Annotated in this window: 15 protein-coding genes; 9 read left to right on the top strand and 6 right to left on the bottom strand. The window is 69.7% G+C overall.

Annotation, left to right across the window (positions count from 1 at the left end; all coding sequences use genetic code 11):
* Positions 1-200 precede the first annotated feature (200 nt).
* The gene (locus ACS5PM_RS07795; RefSeq protein ID WP_439387025.1) at positions 201-2111 is read left to right on the top strand and encodes a potassium transporter Kup; all 1911 of its coding nucleotides are present in this window, start codon (positions 201-203) and stop codon (positions 2109-2111) included.
* A 323-nt stretch (positions 2112-2434) separates the two neighbouring features.
* Here the strand turns inward: ACS5PM_RS07795 and gshA are convergent, their stop codons facing one another.
* From gshA to ACS5PM_RS07775, 4 genes are all read right to left on the bottom strand, one after another.
* Positions 2435-3730, bottom strand: a complete 1296-nt coding sequence (gene gshA / locus ACS5PM_RS07790) for a glutamate--cysteine ligase (RefSeq protein WP_439387024.1) — start codon at positions 3728-3730, stop codon at positions 2435-2437.
* Between the two features lie 165 nt (positions 3731-3895).
* Positions 3896-5404: an ammonium transporter gene (locus ACS5PM_RS07785; protein WP_439387023.1), complete on the bottom strand. Its 1509-nt coding sequence runs from the start codon at positions 5402-5404 to the stop codon at positions 3896-3898.
* Positions 5405-5431: 27 nt separating this feature from the next.
* Positions 5432-5770 (bottom strand): P-II family nitrogen regulator, encoded by a 339-nt coding sequence (locus tag ACS5PM_RS07780; protein ID WP_439387022.1) that lies wholly within the window; start codon positions 5768-5770, stop codon positions 5432-5434.
* Positions 5771-5795: 25 nt separating this feature from the next.
* Positions 5796-6518: a TorF family putative porin gene (locus ACS5PM_RS07775; protein ID WP_439387021.1), complete on the bottom strand. Its 723-nt coding sequence runs from the start codon at positions 6516-6518 to the stop codon at positions 5796-5798.
* A 247-nt stretch (positions 6519-6765) separates the two neighbouring features.
* Here ACS5PM_RS07775 and ACS5PM_RS07770 point away from each other — a divergent pair, with 247 nt between their 5' ends.
* A complete protein-coding gene (locus tag ACS5PM_RS07770) occupies positions 6766-8310 on the top strand; it encodes a YifB family Mg chelatase-like AAA ATPase (protein WP_439387020.1) in 1545 nt (514 codons plus the stop codon).
* Between the two features lie 7 nt (positions 8311-8317).
* On the opposite strand, the gene ACS5PM_RS07765 is transcribed toward ACS5PM_RS07770, so the two are convergent.
* Both ACS5PM_RS07765 and ACS5PM_RS07760 read right to left on the bottom strand, forming a co-directional pair.
* Entirely contained in the window at positions 8318-9313 is a 996-nt protein-coding gene (locus ACS5PM_RS07765) for a glycosyltransferase family protein (RefSeq protein WP_439387019.1), read from the bottom strand.
* Positions 9314-9329: 16 nt separating this feature from the next.
* Positions 9330-10559 (bottom strand): glycosyltransferase, encoded by a 1230-nt coding sequence (locus tag ACS5PM_RS07760; RefSeq protein WP_439387018.1) that lies wholly within the window; start codon positions 10557-10559, stop codon positions 9330-9332.
* A gap of 268 nt (positions 10560-10827) precedes the next feature.
* Between ACS5PM_RS07760 and ACS5PM_RS07755 the strand changes: the two genes are divergently transcribed.
* The 7 genes from ACS5PM_RS07755 to ACS5PM_RS07725 all read left to right on the top strand — a co-directional run bounded on the left by ACS5PM_RS07755 (position 10828) and on the right by ACS5PM_RS07725 (position 23964).
* Entirely contained in the window at positions 10828-11613 is a 786-nt protein-coding gene (locus ACS5PM_RS07755) for an ABC transporter permease (RefSeq protein WP_439387017.1), read from the top strand.
* 7 nt (positions 11614-11620) lie between these two features.
* Positions 11621-12295, top strand: a complete 675-nt coding sequence (locus ACS5PM_RS07750) for an ABC transporter ATP-binding protein (protein ID WP_439387016.1) — start codon at positions 11621-11623, stop codon at positions 12293-12295.
* Positions 12292-13389 carry a KpsE/RkpR family capsule polysaccharide export protein gene (locus ACS5PM_RS07745; protein ID WP_439387015.1) on the top strand — a complete coding sequence of 366 codons (1098 nt, stop codon included), beginning with the start codon at positions 12292-12294 and terminating at the stop codon, positions 13387-13389. The genes ACS5PM_RS07750 and ACS5PM_RS07745 overlap by 4 nt, the downstream gene beginning before the upstream one ends.
* 4 nt (positions 13390-13393) lie before the next feature.
* Positions 13394-15157: a polysaccharide biosynthesis/export family protein gene (locus tag ACS5PM_RS07740; RefSeq protein ID WP_439387014.1), complete on the top strand. Its 1764-nt coding sequence runs from the start codon at positions 13394-13396 to the stop codon at positions 15155-15157.
* Positions 15158-15219: 62 nt separating this feature from the next.
* The gene (locus ACS5PM_RS07735) at positions 15220-17853 is read left to right on the top strand and encodes a glycosyltransferase (RefSeq protein WP_439387013.1); all 2634 of its coding nucleotides are present in this window, start codon (positions 15220-15222) and stop codon (positions 17851-17853) included.
* A 16-nt stretch (positions 17854-17869) separates the two neighbouring features.
* Positions 17870-22198, top strand: a complete 4329-nt coding sequence (locus tag ACS5PM_RS07730) for a glycosyltransferase family 2 protein (protein WP_439387012.1) — start codon at positions 17870-17872, stop codon at positions 22196-22198.
* Positions 22195-23964, top strand: a complete 1770-nt coding sequence (locus ACS5PM_RS07725) for a sulfotransferase family 2 domain-containing protein (RefSeq protein WP_439387011.1) — start codon at positions 22195-22197, stop codon at positions 23962-23964. Before ACS5PM_RS07730 ends, ACS5PM_RS07725 begins: the two co-directional genes overlap by 4 nt.
* The last annotated feature ends 4 nt before the right edge of the window (positions 23965-23968 follow it).

Below are 23968 nucleotides of genomic sequence, written 5' to 3'. Positions count from 1 at the left end.
CGCTCCGAAGCGGCCGCGCACCCTCTCGGAGGGTGGCTGCGGTACTCCGCAGCCGGGTGTCGCAGTTCGGCGGCCGCGCACCCCCTCGGAGGGTGGCTGCGGTACTCCGCAGCCGGGTGTCACATCTTCACAAATCTTTATGCGTTCCTGACGGGGGGGTGAAGACCATCGGGGCTGTTCCATCCCGAAGAAGGTCTTTCATGAGTTCGATCGCAGCCACGGCCGAGACGCCGGCCGCCCACTTGCAGCGCTCGTCGCTCGGGGCGCTCACGCTGGGGGCGATCGGCGTGGTGTATGGCGACATCGGCACCAGCCCGCTCTACACGGTCAAGGAGATCTTCTCGCCATCGACCGGCGCGGCGCTGACGCCGGACAACGTGATCGGCGCGGTGTCGGTGATCTTCTGGGCGTTGATGTTCGTCGTCACGTTCAAGTACGTGGTCCTGATCCTGCGTGCCGACAACCGGGGCGAAGGCGGGGCGCTGGCCCTGACCGCGCTGGCAGCCCATGCGGTCGCGGGCAAGCCGCGGCTGCGCCAGGTGCTGCTGCTGCTGGGCGTCTTCGGTGCCACGCTTTTCTACGGCGACAGCGTGATCACGCCGGCCATCTCGGTGCTGGGCGCGATGGAGGGGCTGGAGATCGTCTCCGAGGACCTCAAGAGCTGGATCCTGCCCTTGTCCATCCTGATCCTGGTCGGGCTGTTCGTCGTGCAGCGCTTCGGCACCGCCGCCGTCGGCCGGCTGTTCGGGCCGGTGATCGTGCTGTGGTTCCTCGTGCTGGCGGTGATCGGCATCGTCCACATCGCCGAGCAGCCGCAGATCCTGCACGCCCTGAACCCGCTGCGGGCCTGGCAGTTCCTGCGCGGCAGCGGCTGGCACGTGTTCGCGCTGGTCGGCGCGGTGGTGCTGGCGCTGACCGGCGCCGAGGCGCTTTACGCCGACATGGGTCACTTCGGCCGGCTGCCCATCCAGCTGGCCTGGGGCGCGATGGTCATGCCCTCGCTGGCGCTCAACTATCTCGGCCAGGGCGCCTTGCTGATCGGCGACCCGACGGCGCTCGAGAACCCGTTCTTCCGCCTGTTTCCCGCCGCCTGGGTGCTGCCGATGATCGGCCTGGCGACCCTGGCCGCGATCATCGCGTCGCAGGCCGTCATCTCCGGCGCCTATTCGATGACCCGCCAGGCCATCCAGCTCGGCTACCTGCCGCGCATGACGATCCGCTTCACCTCCGCCCGCGAGATGGGGCAGATCTACCTGCCGGCGGTCAACTGGGTGCTGCTGGCCGGCGTGCTGGGTGCGGTGCTGGGATTCGGCAGCTCTTCGGCTCTCGGCGGGGCCTATGGCATCGCGGTGACGATGACGATGCTGATCACGACCGTGCTGGCCTTCTTCGTGGTGCGCGAGGGCTGGCGCCTGCCGGCGCCGCTGGCCTGGGGGGCGACGGCGCTCTTCCTCGCGGTCGATGGCGTGCTGGTGCTGAGCTGCGCCGTCAAGCTGACCGACGGCGGCTGGTTCCCACTGGCCCTGGGGTTGCTGATCTTCGCCGCCATGAGCACCTGGGCCCGCGGCCGCACGCTGGTGCTGGACAGCATCGAGCGCGACGGCCTGGCGCTCCAGCCCTTCATCGCGAGCCTGGATCCATCGGACCTGCAGCGCAGCACCCGCACGGCGGTCTATCCGGTGGCCAATGCCGAGATGGTCCCGCAGGCCCTGCTGCATAACCTGAAGCACTACCAGGTTCTGCACGAGCGCAACCTCATCGTCACCGTGCACTACGAGGAGGTGCCCTGGGTGCCTTCGGAAGAACGCGTGACGGTGCAGGCGCTGGGCAACGCGTTCTGGCGCGTGAGCCTGCACTTTGGCTTCATGGAAACGCCCGACGTGCCCCAGGCCCTGGCCCAGATGGACAAGCAGGGCCTGCTGCGGGTCCCCGCCTTCGAGACCAGCTACTTCCTCAGCCGCGAGACCGTGGTGCCGACGCCCGGCGCCGGCATGATGACCTGGCGCGAGCGCGTCTTCGCCGCCATGTCGCGCAATGCCAAGAGCGCCGCCGAGTACTTCCGCCTGCCCGACAACACCGTGGTCGAACTCGGCACCCGCGTGCAGATCTAGACCCAGTGGCGTGCGCGGATCCGGCTCTGCCGGTCCGCTGCGCCCCTCTCGCCAGGTCGGCGCCGCCTTCCGAGCGCGCGCAGCGCCGCTCCCCTCCAGGGCGTGCGCGGATCCGGCTCTGCCGGTCCGCTGCGCCCCTCTTGCCAGGTCAGCGACGCTTTCCGAGCGCGCGCAGCGCCGCTCCCCTCCAGGGCGTGCGCGGATCCGGCTCTGCCGGTCCGCTGCGCGAGCCCCCTCGGGGGGCAGGCCCCGGCAGGGGCCGTGGGGGCACCATGTCACGAGCCCCCTCGGGGGCAGGCCCCGGGAGGGGCCGTGGGGGCCAACTATTCATACGTTTCGGCGTTGGGGTCCGTGGCTTCGAGTTCGTAGGCGGCGGCCAGCATCGCCAGCCGGCCGATCACGCCGTACATGTAGAAGCGGTTGGGAGCGCTGGCGCCCGGCTTCGCGCCCGGCTTGGGCAGGTGGTGGCTCTCGGCGAAGGCCAGCGGCACATAGCTCGCGCCCGGGGAGTTCAGGTTCTCGTCGATGCCGCGGTCGGCGTGGATTCGGTAGAAGCCACCGACGACGTAGCGATCGATCATGTAGACCACCGGTTCGGCCACCGCGTCGTTGACGCGCTCGTAGGTAGGCACGCCCTCCTGGATGATGACCTCGGTCACCGTCTGGCCGTCCTTGGCCGCGGCCATCCTGTCGGTGGTGCGGCGGTTGATGTCGTCCAGCTCCTTGACGTCGCGCACGGTCATGATGCCCATGCCGTAGGTGCCGTTGTCGGCCTTGACGACCACGAACGGCTTCTCGTTGATGCCGTATTCCTTGTGCTTGCGGCGGATCTTGGACAGCAGCGCGTCGACGTTGTCGCGCACGCAGTCCAGGCCCTGGCCGGCCGCCCAGTCGACCTGGCCGCAGCGGGTGTACATCGGGTTGATCAGCCACGGATCCATGCCCAGCAGCTTGGCGAACTTCTTGGCCACTTCCTCGTAGGCGTGGAAGTGGTGGGTCTTGCGGCGCATGCCCCAACCCGCGTGCAGCGGCGGCAGCAGGTACTGCTCGTGCAGGTTCTCCAGCACCTTGGGCACGCCGGCCGACAGGTCGTTGTTGAGGAGGATGGTGCAGGGGTCGAAGTTCTTCAGCCCCAGTCGACGGCGGCTGCGCTCCAGCGGCTCGAGCGTGAGGTGGCTGCCGTCGGGCAGGTCCAGCGTGGTGGGCTCGGTGATCGATTCGTCCAGCGTGCCCAGCCGCACGTTCAGTCCGGCCAGCGAGAAGATCTGGATCAGCCGCTGCAGGTTCATCAGGTAGAACTTGTTGCGGTCGTGCTTCTCGGGCAGCAGCAGCAGGTTCTTGGCCTCGGGGCAGATCTTCTCGATCGCCGCCATCGCCGCCTGAACCGCCAGCGGCAGCATGTCGGGGGTCAGGTTGTTGAAGCCGCCGGGGAACAGGTTGGTGTCCACCGGCGCCAGCTTGAAGCCGGCGTTGCGGATGTCCACCGAGCTGTAGAACGGCGGCGTGTGCTCCATCCACTCGAGCCGGAACCAGCGCTCGATGGCCGGCATCGACTCCAGGATGCGCTGCTCCAGTTCGTTGATCGGGCCGGTGAGCGCGGTGACGAGGTGCGGGACCATGGCGTGGACGAGGCGGCGGTGGAGGATCGATTCTGTCAGATGGGGTCGGGCGCCCCGTTTGGCAAGGGTGCCGGCGACGGCCGCGATGCAGGCGCAAGGAAAGCGAATCGCGCCATGAAAAAGGCCGCCCGAAGGCGGCCTGGGCTGGAATCGAGGGGACTCGAATCAGCGGTTGTAGGCGGTCTCGCCGTGCGAGGTGATGTCCAGGCCCTCGCGCTCTTCTTCCTCGGTGACGCGCAGGCCGATCACCAGGTCGACGATCTTGTAGCAGACGAAGGACACCACGCCGGACCAGACCAGGGTCAGGCCGACGCTCTTGGCCTGGATCAGGAACTGGTCGAAGATGCCGTTGGAGCCGACCGTGGCGGTGACCCAGTCGGTCACCAGGCCCGGGCCGCCGAGCGCCTGGTTGTTGAAGATGCCGGTCAGCAGGGCGCCGACGATGCCGCCCACGCCGTGCACGCCGAACACGTCCAGCGAGTCGTCCGCACCGATCAGCTTCTTCAGGCCGTTCACGCCCCACAGGCAGGCGAAGCCGGCGACCGCGCCGACGACCAGCGCGCCGACGATGCCGACGTTGCCGGCGGCCGGGGTGATGGCCACCAGGCCGGCCACGGCACCGGAGGCCGCACCCAGCATCGAGGCCTTGCCCTTGTGCAGCGCTTCACCGGCACACCAGGCCAGCACCGCCATCGCGGTGGCCGAGAAGGTGTTCAGGAAGGCCAGCGCGGCGCTGTTGCCGGCTTCGAGGGCGGAGCCCGCATTGAAGCCGAACCAGCCCACCCACAGCAGCGAGGCACCGACCATGGTCAGCGTCAGCGAGTGCGGGGTGAAGGCTTCCTTGCCGTAGCCGATGCGCTTGCCGACCATGATGGCGCCCACCAGGCCTGCGACCGCAGCGTTGATGTGCACCACGGTGCCGCCGGCGAAGTCCAGCGCGCCCCACTGCCAGGCCAGGCCGGCCTTGGCGTTCATCGCGTCGACCACTTCCTTGCCGGTGTAGGCGTCCGGACCCATCCAGAACCAGACCATGTGGGCGATGGGCGCGTAGCTGAAGGTGAACCACAGCACCATGAACATCAGCATGGCCGAGAACTTGATGCGCTCGGCGAAGGCGCCGACGATCAGGCAGCAGGTGATGGCCGCGAAGGTCGCCTGGAAGACGACGAACACGAGCTCGGGGATCACCACGCCCTTGCTGAAGGTCGCGGCGTTGGCGAAGGAGCCGGTGGCCGGGTCGAAGATGCCCTTCAGGAACAGCCGGTCGAAGCCGCCGATGAAGGCGTTGCCCTCGGTGAAGGCCAGGCTGTAGCCGTAGATCACCCACAGCACGGTGATGAGCGAGAAGGTGACGAACACCTGCATCAGCACCGACAGCATGTTCTTGCTGCGCACCAGGCCGCCGTAGAACAGCGCCAGGGCGGGGATGCTCATCATGATCACCAGCGCGGTGCAGATGAGCATCCAGGTGGTGTCACCCTTGTTCGGCACGGGGGCCGGGGCGGCCGAGGCGGCCTCTGCAGGGGCGGCGGCCGCGGCCGCGCCCGTGGTGGCGGCCGGCGCGCTGGCCGTGGCGGCGGCGGGCGCCGAGGCGGCGCCGTCCTGCGCGGCGCTGACCCCGGCAAATCCCAGGGCGGCGAGCCCCAAGGCGAGGGAGACGAGGAATTTTCTCATGATCGGGTTGTCTCGGTCGATATGTAGTTAGAGGGCGTCCTTGCCGGTCTCGCCGGTGCGGATGCGCACGACCTGCTCGAGCGCGGTCACGAAGATCTTCCCGTCGCCGATCTTGCCGGTGCGGGCCGAGGCCTCGATCGCCTCGATGACGCGATCGACGAGCGCATCGTCGATGGCCGCCTCGATCTTCACCTTGGGCAGGAAGTCGACCACGTACTCCGCGCCGCGGTACAGCTCGGTGTGGCCCTTCTGACGGCCGAAGCCCTTGACTTCGGTCACCGTGATGCCTTGCACGCCGATGGCGCTCAGGGCCTCACGCACTTCGTCCAGCTTGAACGGCTTGACGATGGCGGTCACCATCTTCATGGTTGCTTGCTCCTAGGTTAGGGCTTCAGAAGTTGTACTTGACGCCGACGACCGTGCGCGTGCTGCCGAGGTCGTTGCCGAACTTGTCGACGTAGTTGGGCGTGCTGGTGCCGACGAAGGAAAGGCTGGGCACCAGGCCGTTGAAGTCCTTGCTGAACGTCAGCGAGTAATCGTTGTAGCTGGCGGCCGGGACGTTCTCGACGCGCTGGTGGCCGGCGTGCGGCGTGATGGAGATGCCGTACGGGCCTTCGATCGTGGCGGCGATCTCGAGGTACCAGCTGCTCTTGGAGTCGGCGAAGCCGAACAGGTTGGTCAGGCTGTGCGAGTACTTGGCCGTGACGACGTCGTAGGTCAGCGCGCCGTAGAGCTCGGTCGTGTTGGTGCTGGGGTGCAGGTCATTGCCGGGGTACTGGTAGGTCAGCGCGCCGACGTCCAGCGTCAGGCCCTTGTAGACCTCGCCCTTCCAGCCGCCGTAGACGTCGATCTCGACGTCGGCGCCACCGCCGGCATCCTTGATCCAGCTGATCTGCGATGCCCAGGTCCCGACATAGAAGCCGGCGGGCAGGCCCAGGTCGATGCCCGCCTGCACCGCGGGGTTCAGCCGGCTCTGCGAAATGCCGCGGTATCGGTACTCGCTGACGGCGCCGACGTTGTATGCCAGCGAATAGTCGTCCGCGAAGGCAGCCGTCGGGGCCAGTGCGCCGGCCGTCAGTGCGGCCGCCATGAATGCCAGGGTCTTGCTCGTCATCTTGTGTCCACTCCTCAAACAAAAAAGCTCCCGGGCCAGCTCTGCAGCTTCCGTGCCACGACCGGGCCGGTGCATGGACGGCGGGCCCGGCGCAACTCGGTGCGTGAATGCCGGCCGAAGGCGCACCTTCATGGTGATTGGTGGTGTGTGCGCACCAATCGTGTGCGACGAGAGGGGTCCCCCAAGCGGGGGGAAGCCCCGGGCGAACTGGCTCCGCACAATCCCGGGGACATTCAAAGGGGGAACGATGTCGTTGGCCGTTGTCGCCAGCCGCGCCCTGGACGGGCTGGCGGCGCCCGAAGTGCGAGTGGAAGTGCACCTGGCCAATGGGCTGCCCCACTTCACGCTGGTCGGCCTGGCCGACACCGAGGTCAAGGAGGCGCGCGAACGCGTGCGGGCCGCCCTGGCGGAGAGCGGTTTCGCCTTCCCGCACAACAAGCGCATCACCGTCAACCTCGCGCCGGCCGACCTGCCCAAGGAGTCGGGTCGCTTCGACCTGCCCATCGCGCTCGGCATCCTGGCTGCGCAGGGCATCGTCGATGCCAGGCGCCTGGCGGGTGTCGAGTTCGCCGGCGAGCTGTCGCTGGCGGGCGAACTGCGTCCCGTGCGTGGTGCGCTGGCACTGGCCCTCGCGGCCCGCGAGGCAGCGCCGCGCCCGATCCTGGTGCTGCCCACCGCGAGTGCAGCCGAGGCGGCGCGGGTGGAAGGCCTCGACATCCGAGCCGCGCGCCATCTCGCGGAGGTGGTCCAGGCCCTGCAGCCCGTGCCAGGCGAAGTTGCCGGCGCGGCGGCGCCCGATCTGCCGCGTGCCCGCCCCGAAGCGGCCCGCCAGCCGGCGACGGGGCGCGACCTTCGCGACGTGAAGGGCCAGACCGTCGCCAAGCGCGCGCTGGAGATCGCCGCCGCCGGCGGCCACAGCCTGCTGCTGGTCGGCCCGCCAGGCACAGGTAAGTCGATGTTGGCCCAGCGCCTGCCCGGCCTGCTGCCGCCGATGGACGATGACGAGGCGCTGGCCACGGCGGCCCTGCAGAGCATTTCGGTGGGGGGCTTCGAGGCGGCCCAGTGGCGGGTGCGGCCGGTGCGCGCGCCACATCACAGCGCGAGCGCGGTGGCGCTCGTCGGGGGCGGCTCGCCTCCGCGTCCGGGCGAGATCTCCCTGGCGCACGGCGGCGTGCTCTTCCTCGACGAACTCCCCGAGTTTCCCCGCATGGCGCTGGAGGCCCTGCGAGAGCCCCTGGAGACCGGCCACATCACCATTTCACGGGCCGCGCGCCAGGCGCACTACCCGGCGCGGTTCCAGCTCGTGGCGGCGATGAACCCGTGCCCCTGCGGCTGGCTGGGCGCCTTCGCCGCGACCGGCCGCAGCTGCCGTTGCACGCCCGAGGCGGTCGCCCGCTACCAGGGCAAGCTGTCGGGCCCCCTGCTGGACCGGATCGACATGCAGGTCGAGGTGCCGGCCATCGCACCGGCCGAGCTGATGGCCGCGGCGGACGGTGAGCCGAGCGCCGCGGTGGTCGAGCGGGTGGTGGCCGCAAGAGCGCGGCAGCACGAGCGCCAGGGCGCGGCCAACGGCGCGCTGCCGGCATCGGAGCTGGATGCCGCCTGCCGCCTGGAGCCATCGGCCACGCAATTCCTGCAGGGCGTTGCCGGGCGCCTCGGCTGGTCCGGCCGCAGCCTGCACCGGGTGATGAAGCTGGCCCGCACGATCGCGGACCTGGCCGGGGCGGCCGATGTGGGCATGGCCGCGGTGGCCGAGGCGGTGCAGTACCGGCGGGCCCTGCCGGAGCGTTGATCCCGCCTCAGACGAAACGATCGCGCGCTGCGGCCACGCAGCGTGCACGCCCGGCCGCGTCGCCGGCCCAGCGCACGATGGCCTCGACCCACGCGGCCGGCTCGTTGGGCAGCAACACGCCGTCCACGCCGTCGCGAACGTAGGCCTCGTACGGCGGCACGCGGCTGTAGAGCCCGAGTGCTCCCTGCCGGGTGTAGTCGACGAACTTGACCGGGCCGCGGGCTGCGTTGAACACCCCGGGCAGCAAGGGCGCCAGGCCAATGTCCGCAGGGTGCGCGGCGGTGTGGGCGAGGTAGCTTTCCCAACGCATGGGGTGCAGGACCGCGACGCGGGGCAGGTCGCGCCACCCGCGGTTCACCGGCAACTCGCCGAACAGCTCGAAGTGCGTGTCGTCCCGGCGACGCTGGACCTCGGCGATCACCGGGCGCAGCCAGTCGATCTCGGCCTGGTGGGACGCGGTGCCGTGGTAGACGATGCGCACCCCGTGCGCGGGCGAGGCCAGCGCGCGCGGCGGCGCGAAGGGCAGCACGGTCGGCGAAGCGGCGGCGTACTTGAGCGCCAGCGCCTCTGTGGCCATCCACCATTGCGCGCCCATCTGTTCGAACCACGGCCGCTGGCGGAACGCGAGCTGGCGGACCTTGCGTTGGTAAGGCGCCGCCAGCTCGGCCAGCGCCCGCTCGTCGAGCAGGTCGTCATCCAGGAACCAGGCCAGGCCGGCCAGGTCTTGGCGCTGGCGCTCCAGCGCATGGCGCCAGGGTGCGTGCAGGTAACGCTGCACGACGACGAAGTCGCCACGCTCTATCTGCCCCGTGCGTGGCGGCTGGCGTGCGTCCATCCGCAGCACCGGCGGACCCAGCATGGCGAGCCAGGGCCCAAGGATGTAGTCGCCGCTGGGGGTGGTGCCTTCCTCCAGCAGCAGGATCCGGCGGGCCGCCGCAGCGTCCTTCGGCGTGCCGGCTGGCGGGATGGGCGGCAGCGTGCGGCCCAGCAGGCGCTGCCACATCAGGCTGTTGCTCCCCTCATGCCGGCTGCCCGGCCAGGCGCGACAGCAGCGCACGCCACTGCGGCAGGCAGACGCGTCTGAGGTCGCAACGTTCGACCACGGTACGGCGGGCCGTCGCGCGCAAGCCTGCATGTCGATCGCGATCCTGCACGGCGCTCTGCACGGCCGCGGCGAGCGCCTGCGCGTCGAAGAAGTCCACCAGGTGGCCGTTGACGCCGTCCTCGACGAAGTCCTCCACCGGCGCCGTCCGGCTCGCGATGACGTGGCAGCCGGCGCTCATGGCCTCGAGACAGCTCCAGGACAGCACGAACGGGTAGGTGAGGTAGACGTGGGCCGCCGAGACCTGCAGCAGCTTCAGGTATTGGGCATAGGCCAGCTGGCCGAGGAAGTGCACGCGCGCAAGGTCCAGCCGTGGGGCGACTTCGTCCAGAAATCGTTGCTTCCAGGTGGTGCCGGCCGGGGCGGCGGCGCCGTAGCTGACGCCATCCCCGCCGACCAGCAGCACCCGGGCATCGGGCAGGCGGCGCTGGATCTCCGGCAGGGCGCGCATGAAGACATGGTAGCCGCGGTAGGGCTCCAGGTTGCGGTTGACGAAGGTGACGACGGGGTCGCCTGCGCGCAGCGTCTCGGGCACTTGCGTGTGGGTGAAGTGCGCGTCGGGATCGGGCCGCACCTGGTCGGTGTCTATGCCGTCGAAGATGACGTCCACGCGGTGCCGGTATTCGGCCGGCAGGCGCGAGGCCTGCCAGGTGGTCGGCGCGACGCCGTGGTCCATGGCCAGCAGCGATTCGACCAGTGCGAGGTTCTTCAGCCGGTGCTTCATGCGCGCTTCGAGCGAGGGCTGGCCGAATTCCGGATCGAAGCCGAAATCCCCGCCCGGCGCGCCGTGGAAGAACTCGAGCAGGCTGACCAGTTTCGCGTCCGGGAACACGTCCTTGACGAACAGCGCCTCGCCCCAGCCGGGGTTGGTGACGACCAGGTCCGGCCGGTAGCCGCCACGGGCCAGGTGCAGCATGGCCGCCGCACAGGCCTCGCCCCGCAGGACCTTGGCTTCGGCCTCGCGCAACAGCGGATGCACATCCTTGCCCGCCGGGCGCCTGACGCCGTAGGCATGCTGGGTGACGCCCGCAGGCGGAGGGCGGCGGTGCATGGCCAGCGCATCGACCCGGTGCCCGGCCGCGGCCAGCGCCGGCGCGAGGTGCCGGAACTGGCCGGGGAAGTTCTGGTGGATGAAGAGGATGTTCATGGCGGGCGCCGAATTGTGTCTTGTGGCAAACACATCACGCCTGGGCCCGATGTGGAGGCGAATCCCCCCAAATTCGTGGAGTGGGTCACGACCGATGGGGGGCAGAATGCAAGCGCGAATGACAAGACACGCGCTGGCCGCCCGGTGCCGGCCGCGGAGGGACCGACGTGCTGATACTTGCTGACAGACCGCTCGGGAGGGTCCTCGAAGGGTCGGATAGAGTTCCGCCTTTGCCGCCGCCCATGGCCGGCAATGCCGCCCACCGACCATGAAACGCAGCTCCTGGCAGATCGAGAAAGCCGTCGTCTTCGCGCTGATGCTGCGCGAGCTGAAGACTCGCTTCGGCAACCGCATGGTCGGGCTGTTCTGGGTGCTGTTCGAGCCGATGGCCAACATCGGCAGCGTGCTCGTGCTCCGCGTGGTCGTGCGCCAGCGCTACACCGGGGTGCAGATCGAGCCGGCGGTGTACCTGGTGGTGGCGATGCTGCCGTTCTTCATCTTCCGCAACATCTGGTTTCGCATGATGTCGGCGGTCGACGCGAACGCCGGCCTGTTCGGCTACCGGCAGGTCAAGCCGGCCGACGCGATGGCGGCGCGCGCCATCATGGAATCGACCATGTACGCGATGATCTTCCTCGCGTTCATGCTGATCTTCGCCTGGATGGATTACCGCTCGGTGCCGTACCAGCCGCTGGAGTACCTGGGCGTCGTCGGACTGTTCATCATGTGGGGCGTCGGCCTGGGCCTGATGTCGGCCGTCGGGGTGAAGAAGTACCCCGCGCTGGACACCTTCCTGCACCTGACCTCGTTCCCGCTGTACATCACCTCCGGCGTGCTGATTCCGGTCAACTCCTTTCCGGCGACCGTCATTCCCATCCTGCTGTGGAACCCGCTGCTGCACATGGTCGAGCTGTCCCGGTGGGCCTTCTTCCCGACCTATCACCCGCTGATGGGCGTGACGGTGGAATACCCGCTCATCTGGGGCCTGGTCGTGCTGTTCCTCGGCGTTTCGCTGTTCTTCGTCAACCGCCAGCGGTTGATGATCCGGGAGTGAGGCCGAGATGATCGAGCTGCGAGGCCTCACCAAGTCCTACCCCACGCCTCACGGGCGCAAGTACGTCTTCAAGGACCTGTCCTTCACGCTGCCCGCCGGCTCGGGCGTCGGATTGATTGGCCGCAACGGCGCCGGCAAGTCGACCTTGCTCAAGCTGCTGGCCGGGCTGGATTCGCCCGACCGCGGCGAGGTCGTCACGAACCAGCGCATCTCCTGGCCGGTCGGCCTGGGCAGCGGCTTCCAGGGTTCGCTGTCCGCCCGCGACAACGTGCGGTTCGTGTGCCGCGTGTTCGGCGCCACCGGCCCGGAGAAGCGCGAGAAGATCGAGTACGTCGAGAAGTTCGCCGAGATCGGCGACTACTTCGACCTGCCGATGCGCACCTACTCGCCCGGCATGAAGTCGCGCGTGGCGTTCGGCATCAGCATGGCCTTCGACTTCGACTACTACCTCATCGACGAGGTGATGGCCGTGGGGGATCCGATCTTCCGCAAGAAGGCGGCGGCGGTGTTCCGGGAGAAGCTGGCGGGCGCCGGCGTGATCCTGGTCTCGCACAACCACAAGGACATCAAGGATTTCTGCAGTACCGTCGTGTTCCTTCACAACGGTCATGCGGCGGTCTATGACGACGTGGACGAAGGTCTCGCGGCGTTCCAGGAGCTACTGAAGGCATCGCAACCATGAAGGCAAAAGCATTCACGCCCCGGCGGCTCAAGATCGCGCTGATCGCGGTGCCCATGCTGCTCGGCGCGATCTACTACACGGTGATCGCAGCCGACCGCTACACCAGCGAGTCGATGATCGCGGTGCAGTCCGCGCTGGTCAGTCCCGGCGTCGGAGGGCCCGTCTCGCTGGGCGCCGGCACCGGGCTGCTCGGCTGGCAGGACACGCTGTACGTGATGGACTACGTGCACTCCACGCCCCTGGCGCTGGATCTCGACCAGAAGCTCGGGCTGCGCAAGCACTACCAGGAGTCCGGCCCGGACCTGCTCTACCGCCTGTGGCCGGGCATCAGCAACGAGTGGTTCGTCAAGTACTTCCGCTCGCGCGTCGAGGTGGAGTTCAGCGATGTCAACGGCCTGCTGACCATCCGCACGCAGGGCTTCACGCCCGAAAAGGCGCTGGAGATCAACCGCGCCATCCTGAATTCGGCCGAGCGCTTCGTCAACGAGTTCTCCCACCGCATCGCCGCCGAACAGATGCTGTTCTCGCAGGGCGAGTTCGATGCCGCCGCCGTGAAGTGGCAAGGGGCCAAGGCCAAGCTCAACGAGTTCCAGTCCACCAACAGGATCCTCGACCCGATCGCCCAGACGACCGCCGCGTCGGCGCTGACCGCGGAGCTGCAGGCCACCGTCGCGCGGCTGGAGGCCGAGCTCAAGAGCAAGCTGTCCTTCATGCAGCCGGATGCGCCGCAGATCGTCACCTTGCGCGAGCAGGTCAATGCGAACCGGGCCCAGCTGGAGGCGGAGAAGGCCCGCACCACCAGCAGCCAGAGCGGCGACCGGCTCGGCACCCTGAACACCAAGTACCAGGAGTTGCTGCTCAACGCGGCCATCGCCGAGGACCAGTACAAGCAGGCCAACGCCGCTCTCGAGGCCGCGCGCATAGAGGCCGCGCGCAAGCTCAAGAGCCTGGTCATCGTGCAGGCGCCGGTGAAGGCCGAGACCGCCGAGTACCCGCGCCGCATCTACAACCTACTGACCTTGCTTGCGCTGTGCGCCATCGTCTACTCGGTGGTCCGGCTGATCGTCGCCACCATCCAAGAACATCAGGACTAACACCATGAACCGACTGTCCGCACGCGCCCTGATCGCTGCCCTAACCTTGAGTGTGCTGGTGCCTTTCGCGGCGGCGCAGACGCAGCAACCCGGCTACGGCACGCCGCCTTCCGGCACCACGACCACCGGCACGACGACGACGAGCGCGACTCCCACGCCCAACACCGGCGTGCCGACGGCCGGCACGGCGGCTTCGCCAACGGCGCCCGTGCCCGTCGGCGCCCCGGTCGTCGCCCCGCCGCAGCCCGCCACGCCCTTGCCGCCGTCGCCGACGAGCACCACGGGCGCCAAGCCCGTCGTCTTCGGTTCGCAGATGTTCTCCGGCCGCTTCGGCGCCGTGACCTTCAGCGGTTTCAATCCCGACTACCAGCTGGCGGTCGGCGACAACGTGCTGGTGCGGCTGTGGGGAGCCATCGTCTACGAGGCAGTCCAGCCGATCGATGCGCAGGGCAACATCTTCATTCCCAACGTCGGTCCCGTGAAGGTCGTGGGCGTGCGCAACGGCGACCTCAACCAACTGGTCGACACCGCGGTGAAGAAGGTGTTCCGCGCCAATGTCGGCGTGTACGCCACCCTGCAGGCGGCACAGCCGGTCAAGGTCTACGTCACCGGTTTCGTGCGCGCCCCGGGCCTGTATGGCGGCCTGTCTTCCGACTCGGTTCTGTACTACCTCGACCGCGCCGGCGGCATCGACCCGGACCGCGGCAGCTACCTGGCCGTCGACGTGATGCGCAACGGCAAGCAGCGCGCACGCATAGACCTCTACCAGTTCCTGCTCAAGGGCAAGATCGAGGCGCTGCAGCTGCAGGACGGCGACACCATCGTCGTGCCGCCGCGCCAGCACTCGGTCGTCGTGTCCGGCGAGGTGCTCAATCCCTACCAGTTCGAGCTGAACAAGCCGCAAGTCACCGCGGCCGAGCTGATGGCCCTGGCCCAGCCCAATCCGAACGCCACCCACATCAGCATCGTGCGTTCGATCGGCGCCGAGCGGCGCAGCGAATACCACCCGATCGAGAAGGCGGGCGAGGTCGTCATCCAGGCGGGCGACGTGGTCGGCGTGACGGCCGACAAGTACCCCGCGACTATCCTGGTGCGAATCGACGGCGCCCACCTCGGCGAGCGCTCCTTCGTCATGCCCTACGGCTCGCGCCTGAAGGACGTGGTCGCCCGCCTGAAGCCGGCACCGCAGGCCAACATCGATGCCCTGCAGCTGTACCGGCTGTCGGTGGCGGCCAAGCAGAAGGAGAGCCTGGACCAGACCCTGCGCGGGCTCGAGGTGGCCGCCCTGACGGCACGCTCCTCGACGATGGAGGAAGCAACGCTGCGCAAGACCGAGGCCGACCTCATCCTGCAGTTCGTCGAGCGCGCCCGCGCCATCGTGCCCAAGGGCCAGGTGGTCCTCGCCAGCAAGGAACAGGCGGGCGAGACCGTGATGGAAGACGGCGACGTGGTCCGCCTGCCCGAGCGCAGCAACCTGGTCGCCGTCAGCGGCGAGGTCACCTTCGCCAACACGCTGATCTACAACCCGAGCTACGACGTCGACCAGTACGTCGACCTCGTCGGCGGCTATACCCAGCGCTCGGACCGCAGCAAGATCCTGCTGCTGCGTCCCGACGGCAGCATCGCGCCGAGCGGCGCCAAGCCGGGCGCGGGCGACGAGATCATCGTGTTCCCGAAGGTCGAGACCAAGTGGGTGGAGGTCGCGCGTGGCATCACGTCGATCCTGTACCAGCTGGCCATCTCGGCCAAGGTGCTGACCACCTTCTGACGGTCAGGGCCGGCCCTCGGGCCGGCCGGCGCAGGCGAGAAGTCGGATCTGGAGGCAGCCTTGTGATCGCAGTACCCAAGCGGGCCTTCGACGCGCAGGTGATGCTGCAAGGCATCCGCCTGGTGCGCGCCGTCGGCCGCCTGTGGGGCAATCGACAGGCGCTGCTGTCGTTCGAGATCGAGCTCACCCGGCACCTGGGGCTGTTCGATCGCGAGCACTACCTCGCGCAGATCGAGCCCAGCGAGCTGCGAGGCATGTCGCCCCTGCGTCACTATGTGCTGATTGGTGACGCGGCCAACCTCTCGCCGACGCCGCTGTTCGACCTGCGCCACTACGACGCACTGTGCGGCCGCCGCCACGTCAACCGGCTGCTGCACTACGGCCTGGTGGCGCGCTTCCGCGGCATGTCGCCGACGCCCTGGTTCGACGCCGAGTACTACCTGCAGAGCAACCCGGACGTCGCGCAGTCGGGCCTCGACGCGCTGGAGCACTTCCAGCGCTGGGGCTGGCGCGAGGGCCGCAGCCCGCTGCCGGGAATAGACATGCGCCGCCTGCTCGGCTCGCAGCCGGGCTTGCGCGTGTCCAAGGGCAATCCGCTGACGCTGTTCGCCAACGGCCACCTGGCGCACCACCTGAAGGGCATGGATCACCGCGAGGCGCGTGTCCCTTCACCGCCGCCGGTGGTCGACGTGGCCGACGTCGACATGCTGGATCCGGCCCGTTGGGCCGGCGTGCAGCCGCGGCCGCGCACGGTCGAGCCGACGGTCGACGTGCTGATCCCCGTCTACGGCGGCGCGCAGGAGACGCTGCGCTGCCTCTACACCGTCCTGACGACGCCGGTGGCCACGCCGCACGAGGTGATCGTCATCAACGACGCCGGCCCCGTGCCCGAGCTGAACGCCATGCTGCGCAGCCTGGCTGGTCGCGGCCTGTTCACGCTGGAGCAGCACCGGGCGAACCAGGGCTTCGTCAAGACGGTCAACCATGGCCTGCGCATGCACCGCGAGCGCGACGTGGTGATCCTCAACAGCGACACCGAGGTCTACAACGACTGGCTCGACCGCCTGCTGCGCCACGCCACCGAGCACCCCCGCCTGGCGACCGTCACGCCGCTGTCCAACAACGCCACCATCTGCAGCTACCCCGAGACGCTGTCGGACAACCGGCTCGGCCTGGAGGTGGGACACGCCGAGATCGACCAGATGGCCGCGGCGGTCAACCCCGGCAAGCACGTGCCCACCCCCACCGGCGTGGGCTTCTGCATGTACATGCGGCGCGAGGCGATCCGCGACATCGGCTTGCTGGACGAGCGCCATTTCGGGCGCGGCTACGGCGAAGAGAACGACTTCTGCCAGCGCGCCATCCGGCGAGGTTGGACCAACGCCATCGCCTGCGACACCTACGTGCGCCACGTCGGCTCGGTCAGCTTCAAGGGCGAAGCGGCCGAGCGCACGGCCAAGGCCATCAAGACGCTGTCGCGGCTGCATCCGCACTACGAAGCCGATGTCGCGCGCCACATCTCCGACGATCCGGCCTGGGTCTACCGGACCCGCATCGACCTGGCTCGCCTGAAGCGCCTGAAGGCCGAACGAAACGTGCTCCTGGTGTGCCACAACCGCGGCGGCGGAACCGAGCGCCATTTGCTGGAGCAGTCGCAGCACCTGCTGGCCCAGGGTGCCGCGGCCTTCGAGTTGCGGCCCTCGCACGAGGCCGGCTGCGTCGCGCTGTTGCATCCCGGCCTCTACGGCCTGCAGAACCTGGCCGCCCTGCCGCTGCACGTCGACGGCATGCTGGAAGAGGCCTTGCGCGAGCTCGCGATCACCGAGATCCACCTGCATCACCTGATCGACTTCCCGAGCGGCACCGCGCAGCACCTGCTCGGCGCCGCCCAGCGGCTGGGCCTGGCTATCCGCCTGGCCGTGCACGACTACTACGCCGTCTGCCCGCGGGTGAACCTCGTCACCCCGGACGGAAGGCACTGCGGCGAGCCGACGACCGCCGATTGCAACCACTGCCTGGCCCAGGATCGCCTGATCGAGCAGACCGGCCCGATAGAGGCCTGGCGCGCCGAGTCCCTGCACCTGCTGTCGGCGGCCCAGCAGGTGGTGGTGCCGTCTTCCGACGTGGCTCGGCGCCTGGCCCAGATGGCGCCGCAGCTGCGCGTCACCATCGAGCCGCACGAGGACGAGCCCCCTCCGCACGAGCTCGCGCCTCCTGTCCTCGCGCCTGGCGAGTCGCTGCGCGTGCTGGTCATCGGCGCGATCAGCCGGATCAAGGGGTATGACGTCGTGCACGGCCTGGCGCATTCGGTCCGGGCCCGGGGCCTGCCCTTGAAGGTCTCGCTGCTCGGCTACTCGATGGACGACCCCCGCCTGGCCGACCAGGGCGTCGCCCTGCTGGGCCGCTACTTCGACAACGAACTGCTCGAAAAGATCAGCGCGGCCGACCCGCACATCGTGCTCATCCCCTCCATCTGGCCCGAGACGTACTGCTATGTGCTTTCCGGCGCCTTGAGGAGCGGCCGGCGCATCGCGGTGTTCGACCTCGGAGCGCAGGCCGAGCGGGCCCGCCGGCATGATCCGCGCCATCTGCTGCTGCCGCTGGAGCTCGCCACACGGCCCGACGAGCTGGCCGACCGCCTGCTCGCCACCGTCTACATCGACTCCGAACCGGCGCAGTGGCGCCCGGCGGCATGAGTCCCACCGCGTCTCGATGAGCTTGTCCTTCTTCCGTTCCTCTTCGCCTGGAATCCCCGCGGCCTCGGCCCCAGCCGTCGCCACTGCCGGCGAGGCGCCGACCCGGCTGGTGATCGAGCGCATCGAAGGCTTGACGGTGGTCGGCTGGGCGGCACGCCCAGGCGGCGCCTGTGCCGAGGTCGTGCTGCTGGTCGACGGCCAGCCGGTAGCGGCGCGTGTCGACCGCATGCACCGGCAGGACGTACTGGATGCCCTGCAGGCCTCAGGCGACACGCCACTGGGCTTCAGGCTTCACCTGCCGGGCGAGGTGTGGCGCCGTGCGGGCGCCGCCCCCGCCCACGTCGAGTTGCGAGCCGATACGCTGCAGGTGCCAGTGGCCTTGCCGGCCTCCATCGAAGTGCTTGTCGAGGCCCTGCGTCACGGCCGCGACGGCGATTGGGAGGATCGTTTTGTCGAGCTGGCATTGCAGGTCCGGCAGCTCGGTGCCCAGGCTGACCTGAAGGCGGATCTTCGCGACTGGCTCGAAGCGCAGGTGCGCCTGCGCGGCGGATGGGCCGTGCTGGACGCGCTGGCCAGCCACGCCGGCGTGGCGCCGCTCGGCCACGTCGAGCGCGTTGACCGAGGCGTCCTCCAGGGCTGGGCGTGCCTGGATTTCCTCGACGACGAGGCCATCGGCCTGAGCTGCAACGGCGAGCCGGTCGACTGCTCGGTCATCCGGGTCGAACGCGCCGACGTGCAGCGCGCCTTGAATTCCGCTCGGCAGCGGCTGGGCTTCGAGATCGAGCTGCCCGCAACACTCTGGCAGCGCGCCGGCGAGTCGGGCGAGCTCGCGCTGAGCGTGTGGGTCGCCGGCCGGCCACTCGGCGCGGCGCCGTGGGTCCTGCGGCGCGAGACGCTGCGCGCCTGGCTGGACCAGCAGCGCGAGGTCGAAGCCTCGGCCCCGGCGGAAGAAACGGCGGACCAGCGCCGCGAACGCCAGTACGCGACCCTTCTTCTCGTCGAGCATGTCTCGGCTGCCGGCCTGTGGGACGGGCTCGACCAGGCCCAGCGCCGCTTCGTGCGCGAACAGGCGCAGCGCTACGGCGTGGGCGCGCTGCTCGCCGATGCACCCGCGGACGAGCCTGCCGCGGATCCGGTCGTCGACGGCGCGGCGACCGACGACTACGCCACCACGGTCGTCTGGCGCCTGCTGCGCGACTTCAACGCTCGTGTGAACCAGGATCCGGCGCAGCCCGAGGCGGCGCTGCAGGCCGTGCTGGCCGACGGACGGGCCACCGGCACGGTCGGCCAGCGGCTGCTCTGGTCGGTCATCCCCTATTTCTGCAGCCTGGGGCGGTATGCGGCGCTGCGGCCTTCCCTGGACGCCGGCCGCCTGCGCCAGCTGGTCCGCACGGAATCCGCCTGGGAGCTTTCGCTGCTCCTGCCCGAAGCGGCCGCCTCCGGTGACTTCCGACTCGCCCGGCTGGCCATGAAGAAGATTGCTGCCGGACGGGCCGGGTGGCTGAACACCGATTGCGTCGCCTTTGCGGTCCGAGCCGCTTTGGCCAGCCACGAGAGCGTGCCGCGCCAGGCGACCGCCGTCTCCGCCTTTCTGCATGGCTTCCTGGATCTGCTGGCGCACCTCGCTTCGGTCGGCTACTGGTCGCGCCTGCACGACGCGAACCTGCTGCAGGGCCTGGCCGCGGTGCTGGCGAACGCGGGGGCGGTCGACGACACCTTGCAGTCGCACGCCGAATGGCTGGCATTGCGGGCCTGCGCACTGGTGCCGGATTTCTGGCGGGCACTGGACGGCGTGGAAGAGCCCGTCGGCGGCTGGCCGCCCGCGCTGCAACGCGCCCGGGCCGGTTTCGAGCAGCTTCGGCAGGCCCTGGCCCGGCCGGAGGAGGTGGACGTCACGGCGCTGACGGCGCTGGTCGAGCCGTTTGCCTGGCTGCGGTCGCTCGAAAACGTGGACGCCGACCTGGTGGCGCGGGAGCTTGCCATGGCCCTCGCTTCCCGCGCCACGACCAGCGTCGCTGCACAGGCCACGGCTGTGCTGCTGCACGAGAGCAACGACCTGCTGCGTCTGGCGGCCAGCCCGGGCGCGGCGCCCGGCGTGCTGTCGCCGCAGCGCATGGCCGGACTGGCGGACGACATCCGTGCCCTCGCCGAGGTGGCGGCCGCCCCCCAGCGGGCCGTCGCGGCCGACCTGATCGCGCGTTGCCTGGCCGATCGGACGGGAGCCGTCCCTTTGAATCCCGCTGCGGTACGGGCCGTGAGGGCGTTGGGCCGGCGCCGCAGCCACTTCCTCGGTGTCCGGCTGGCGGCGGCCGACTGGCTGCGATGCCGGGACACGCTGGCGGCGCCGCAGCGCGAGGCCGCCCTTGTCGCCCTGCGGGAGCTGTGGATCGAGGCCTTCGATGCCTGCTCCGACATGCCCCATCCGCCGGCCGCGCTGATCAGCGCCTTCAGCCTGCTGGATGGCGCGTTGGCCGATCGGCCGGACGGAGTGCTGGCCCGCGTCGTGGCGGAGTGGCGCCAACGGCTGCAGCAGCGCTATGGCGAGCGTGTGAGCTGCTCCGAAGGGCGCCATTGCGCCCAGCCAAGCCTGGCCGTCAGCGGGCCTGCCTACTCGACCCTGGTGGCCATCTACTCCTGCCGCCGCAACCTGCCCACCCGCGTGCAGGCGATCCGCGACAGCTGGGGCCGCGATCTCGACGCGCTGGGCATCCCCTGGATCGTGGTAGTGGGCGACGGGGCCGGGGAGCTGAACGGCGACGTGCTGGAGCTCGCGGTCTCCGATGCCTACGAGGCGCTGCCGGCCAAGACCCTGGCCCTGGTGGACTGGGCCTGGCGCCACACCCGCTTCGAGCACCTGCTGAAGATCGATGACGACTGTCATCTCTCGGTGGCCGCCTACTTCGCTGCGGCGCCGTACCTGGCCCACCACTACCACGGCCGGCGCCTGCACCGTGGCATCGGCGGCACCGACCGGGTCTGGCACCAGAACCGTTCCTCGACCGAGCGCGCGGCCCATTCCGCCGACAAATCGCCCGAACCCTCGCTTTACGCCGATGGTGGCGCCGCCTACTGCCTGAGCCGCCATGCGATGGCGCAGGTCGTCCAGGCGCTGCAGACCACCGCCGGCGCCCGGTTGGTGCGCAGCTCCTTCCTCGAGGACAAGCTCCTGGGCGACCTGCTCGCCTTGCGCGGGATCGACCTGTCGAACGAAGGGCACTACAGCCTCGTGAGGCGGCGATTCGGGCCCGGCGCGATCCCGGTCAACGCCTTCGAGAACCTGTTCTATCCCTCGCGATACAGCCCGACGCTGGTCTCGCACCTCGATGGACACGAAGACCTCCCCGCCGTGCAGGCCGGGCAGGCGGGCGATCGCCTCCTGCCGCCCCGCGTGTGGCCCACCCATGGGCCCGTGCGGCTCGGAGGCTCCGGCACCAACCAGCTGGAGCTGGTGAGCGCCCCCAGCCCCGATTCGCGCCTGGAGATCCTCGCCACGGCGCCGGTGGTGCTCATCGCCGTCGCCCGCAACGAGCGCGTGCTGGCGCCGCACTTCCTCGCGCACTACCGCTCGCTGGGCGTGCAGGCCTTCGTCTTCATCGACAACCTGTCGGACGATGGCACGCGGGAATTCCTGGCGGCCCAACCGGACGTCGTGCTGTATTCGGCCGACACCGAGTATCGGCACTCGCACTACGGCGTGAGCTGGCAGCAGGCGGTGCTGGGGGCCCACGCGCTCGGCAAGTGGGTGGTGCTGGCCGACCTGGACGAGTTCCTCGTCTACCCGGACTGCGAACAGCGCCCCATCGGCGCCTGGCTCGACGAGCTCGAGGCCGCCGGCCACGACGCCGCCCGAGTGATGATGGTCGACATGTACCCCGCGGGCGACATGGACCAGGCTGATTTCAGCCTGCAGGCGCCGTTCGAGGCGGCGCCCTGCTTCGACCGCGAGCCGCTGGTGCACTGGGCGCTCGGTTCGGGCTCGTACTCGAATGCGCCCACTTACCTGAGCGCCTTGCGCCACCGGCTGATCCCCGACTCGGCGCCCAACCTCTACACCTCGCAGAAGATCGCTGTCTTCCGCTACGCACCGTGGGTGCGGCTGGCCGAGGGCCTGCACTACGCCAGCAACCTGCGGCCGGCGCCCGAGCCCGTGTGGTTCGCCCACTTCAAGTACCACGCCGGATTTCGTCGCAAGGTTCACACCGAGGTCGCCCGCCTCCAGCACTTCAATGGAGCCGAGGAATACAAGAAGTACGCTGCGATGCTGGCCGAAGCACGGCGCTCGCTGCACGAGCCGGGCACCAGCGCCTTCTACGCTGGCAGCCGGACCTGGTTGAACCCGAGATGACCCCATTGATTGCATCCGACGCGGCATCCCCGGCGGCCGCGAGTATCGATTTGCCGCCGGCTGTCTGGATCTGGCATGGCCTGGGCCGCGCCGGCCGCTGGTTCCCGCAAGCCCTGCTGGAGGCACTGGGCCACGTCGCGCCGGCCGTCCAGCCCCTGGCCGTTGGGGGCCCGCATCGCGAGGCCGTGGAAGCCTGGCGCACCGATCCGCCGCGCGAGGCGGACGACAAACGCCTCGCCCGGCTGCTCAAGCCCCTGCGAGCCCTTTCCCACGGTGTCGCCGACTGCGACCCGGCGGTGCTGCGGGCGATGGTGGCGGCCGCCGGCCGGCGGCCCATCCGGCACCTGATCCTCAGCCTGTCCGACCCGGCCTTGCGGCTCGCCGACCAACTGGCCGGCCTGCCGATGCCGCCCGCCGTGGCGACCCTGGTGCAGCAGGACCGTGCGGTCATGGACCACCTGGCCTGCACCGAGCTGGCGTTGTCCCGCGCAGGCGTGCCGGTTCACAGGCTGGCACTGGAGGGCCTCGCCGCGGGCGCGCCGGGCGAATCGCCAGCCTGGCAGTCGCTGCGTGACTTCCTCGGCGCGATCCCGGCACGGTCGCAGGCGTCCCGCTGGCCGCAGCGCCTGCGCGACGAGCTGCAAGCCGCTCTCGCGACGCTCGATCCCGCCTGGCAGGATCGCCTGGCGCGCGAGGCCCAGTGGTCCGCCGGCCTGGAGCTGCCGCCCGCCGCGATGGCCCCGGTGCTACGGGCGCAGGATGGCCCCGACCGGCCGGTCCGCCTGGTCAAGCTCGATCGCCTGCCGCCCGTGCTGCGCGAAGGTGAAGCGGTCCGCCTGGCCGGCGTGGTCGTGCCGGCGCAGGCGCCCGCCGCAGGCGGCAGGCTCTGGCTGCACCAGGCCGGCGACCGCCGGCGCCTGAACTGGGGCCAGGCCTCTCCCGGCGTGGCCGCGCGGCTGGGCGATGTCGAGGCGGCCCACATGGCGCGATTCCGGCCCGTCGGCGTGCGGGCGTCGCGCCGGCACCCCGTCAAGCTGACCCTCGCTGCCCAGGCCGGGGCTCGCGCCGTGCCGGTGGCCGAGCTGGCCTTCGAGCCGATCGACCGCGAGCCGATCGAAGGCATCTACCTTTCCCGCTGGTCGATCGGCTACCAGCCCATCCCCAAGGCGGCCTGCACGTCGATCAAGGAGATGCTGTTCCGGATGACGGTGGGCCAGCCGTTCTCGCCGGCGCTGGGGGACGGCGCCCGCCATGTGCACAACTACTTCACCCAGCGCCACCGCGACGTGAGCGCGGCAGCCTTCCGCTTCGTGGTCGTGCGCGACCCCATCAAGCGCTTCCTCTCGGCCTACAGCAGCCGGGTGCTGCGTCACCGCGAGCTGTCGCGGGAAAAGCTGCTCAACCTGCAGCTCGACCCCGCGATCGACTGGGACGATTTCCCCTTCGACCCGGACCTGCAGACCTTCGTCGAACGCTTCGACCTTTACCGCCGCATCCCGACCATCGCCCACCACTGCCGCCCCGTCAGCGAGTTCTGCGCCTCGCTCGCCGCCTTCGACAAGGTCTACCCCTTCGAGCGTCTGCGCGACATGGTGGCCGACCTGCAGCAGCGGACCGGCCTGCAGGCCCAGCTGCCGCATTCCCAGCGCGCCTCCAGGATCCCGCTCGACCAGCTGCCGGCGAAGGCCTTCGACAAGCTGGTGGAGCTGTACGCGGCCGACTACGAGATGCTCGCCGGGCTGTATTCGCCCGCGGCTTTGCGCTGACGAC

The organism is Ideonella flava (assembly GCF_051857595.1).
Lineage (GTDB): Bacteria > Pseudomonadota > Gammaproteobacteria > Burkholderiales > Burkholderiaceae_C > Ideonella.
This window is presented reverse-complemented; position numbering and strand designations above follow the sequence as displayed.

What these genes read in the sequence shown, in the direction of transcription:
- ACS5PM_RS07795 (WP_439387025.1), top strand. Translation starts at nt 201, where the DNA reads ATGAGTTCGATCGCAGCCACGGCCGAGACGCCGGCCGCCCACTTGCAG.
- gshA (WP_439387024.1), bottom strand. Translation starts at nt 3,730, where the DNA reads ATGGTCCCGCACCTCGTCACCGCGCTCACCGGCCCGATCAACGAACTG.
- ACS5PM_RS07785 (WP_439387023.1), bottom strand. Translation starts at nt 5,404, where the DNA reads ATGAGAAAATTCCTCGTCTCCCTCGCCTTGGGGCTCGCCGCCCTGGGA.
- ACS5PM_RS07780 (WP_439387022.1), bottom strand. Translation starts at nt 5,770, where the DNA reads ATGAAGATGGTGACCGCCATCGTCAAGCCGTTCAAGCTGGACGAAGTG.
- ACS5PM_RS07775 (WP_439387021.1), bottom strand. Translation starts at nt 6,518, where the DNA reads ATGACGAGCAAGACCCTGGCATTCATGGCGGCCGCACTGACGGCCGGC.
- ACS5PM_RS07770 (WP_439387020.1), top strand. Translation starts at nt 6,766, where the DNA reads ATGTCGTTGGCCGTTGTCGCCAGCCGCGCCCTGGACGGGCTGGCGGCG.
- ACS5PM_RS07765 (WP_439387019.1), bottom strand. Translation starts at nt 9,313, where the DNA reads ATGTGGCAGCGCCTGCTGGGCCGCACGCTGCCGCCCATCCCGCCAGCC.
- ACS5PM_RS07760 (WP_439387018.1), bottom strand. Translation starts at nt 10,559, where the DNA reads ATGAACATCCTCTTCATCCACCAGAACTTCCCCGGCCAGTTCCGGCAC.
- ACS5PM_RS07755 (WP_439387017.1), top strand. Translation starts at nt 10,828, where the DNA reads ATGAAACGCAGCTCCTGGCAGATCGAGAAAGCCGTCGTCTTCGCGCTG.
- ACS5PM_RS07750 (WP_439387016.1), top strand. Translation starts at nt 11,621, where the DNA reads ATGATCGAGCTGCGAGGCCTCACCAAGTCCTACCCCACGCCTCACGGG.
- ACS5PM_RS07745 (WP_439387015.1), top strand. Translation starts at nt 12,292, where the DNA reads ATGAAGGCAAAAGCATTCACGCCCCGGCGGCTCAAGATCGCGCTGATC.
- ACS5PM_RS07740 (WP_439387014.1), top strand. Translation starts at nt 13,394, where the DNA reads ATGAACCGACTGTCCGCACGCGCCCTGATCGCTGCCCTAACCTTGAGT.
- ACS5PM_RS07730 (WP_439387012.1), top strand. Translation starts at nt 17,870, where the DNA reads ATGAGCTTGTCCTTCTTCCGTTCCTCTTCGCCTGGAATCCCCGCGGCC.
- ACS5PM_RS07725 (WP_439387011.1), top strand. Translation starts at nt 22,195, where the DNA reads ATGACCCCATTGATTGCATCCGACGCGGCATCCCCGGCGGCCGCGAGT.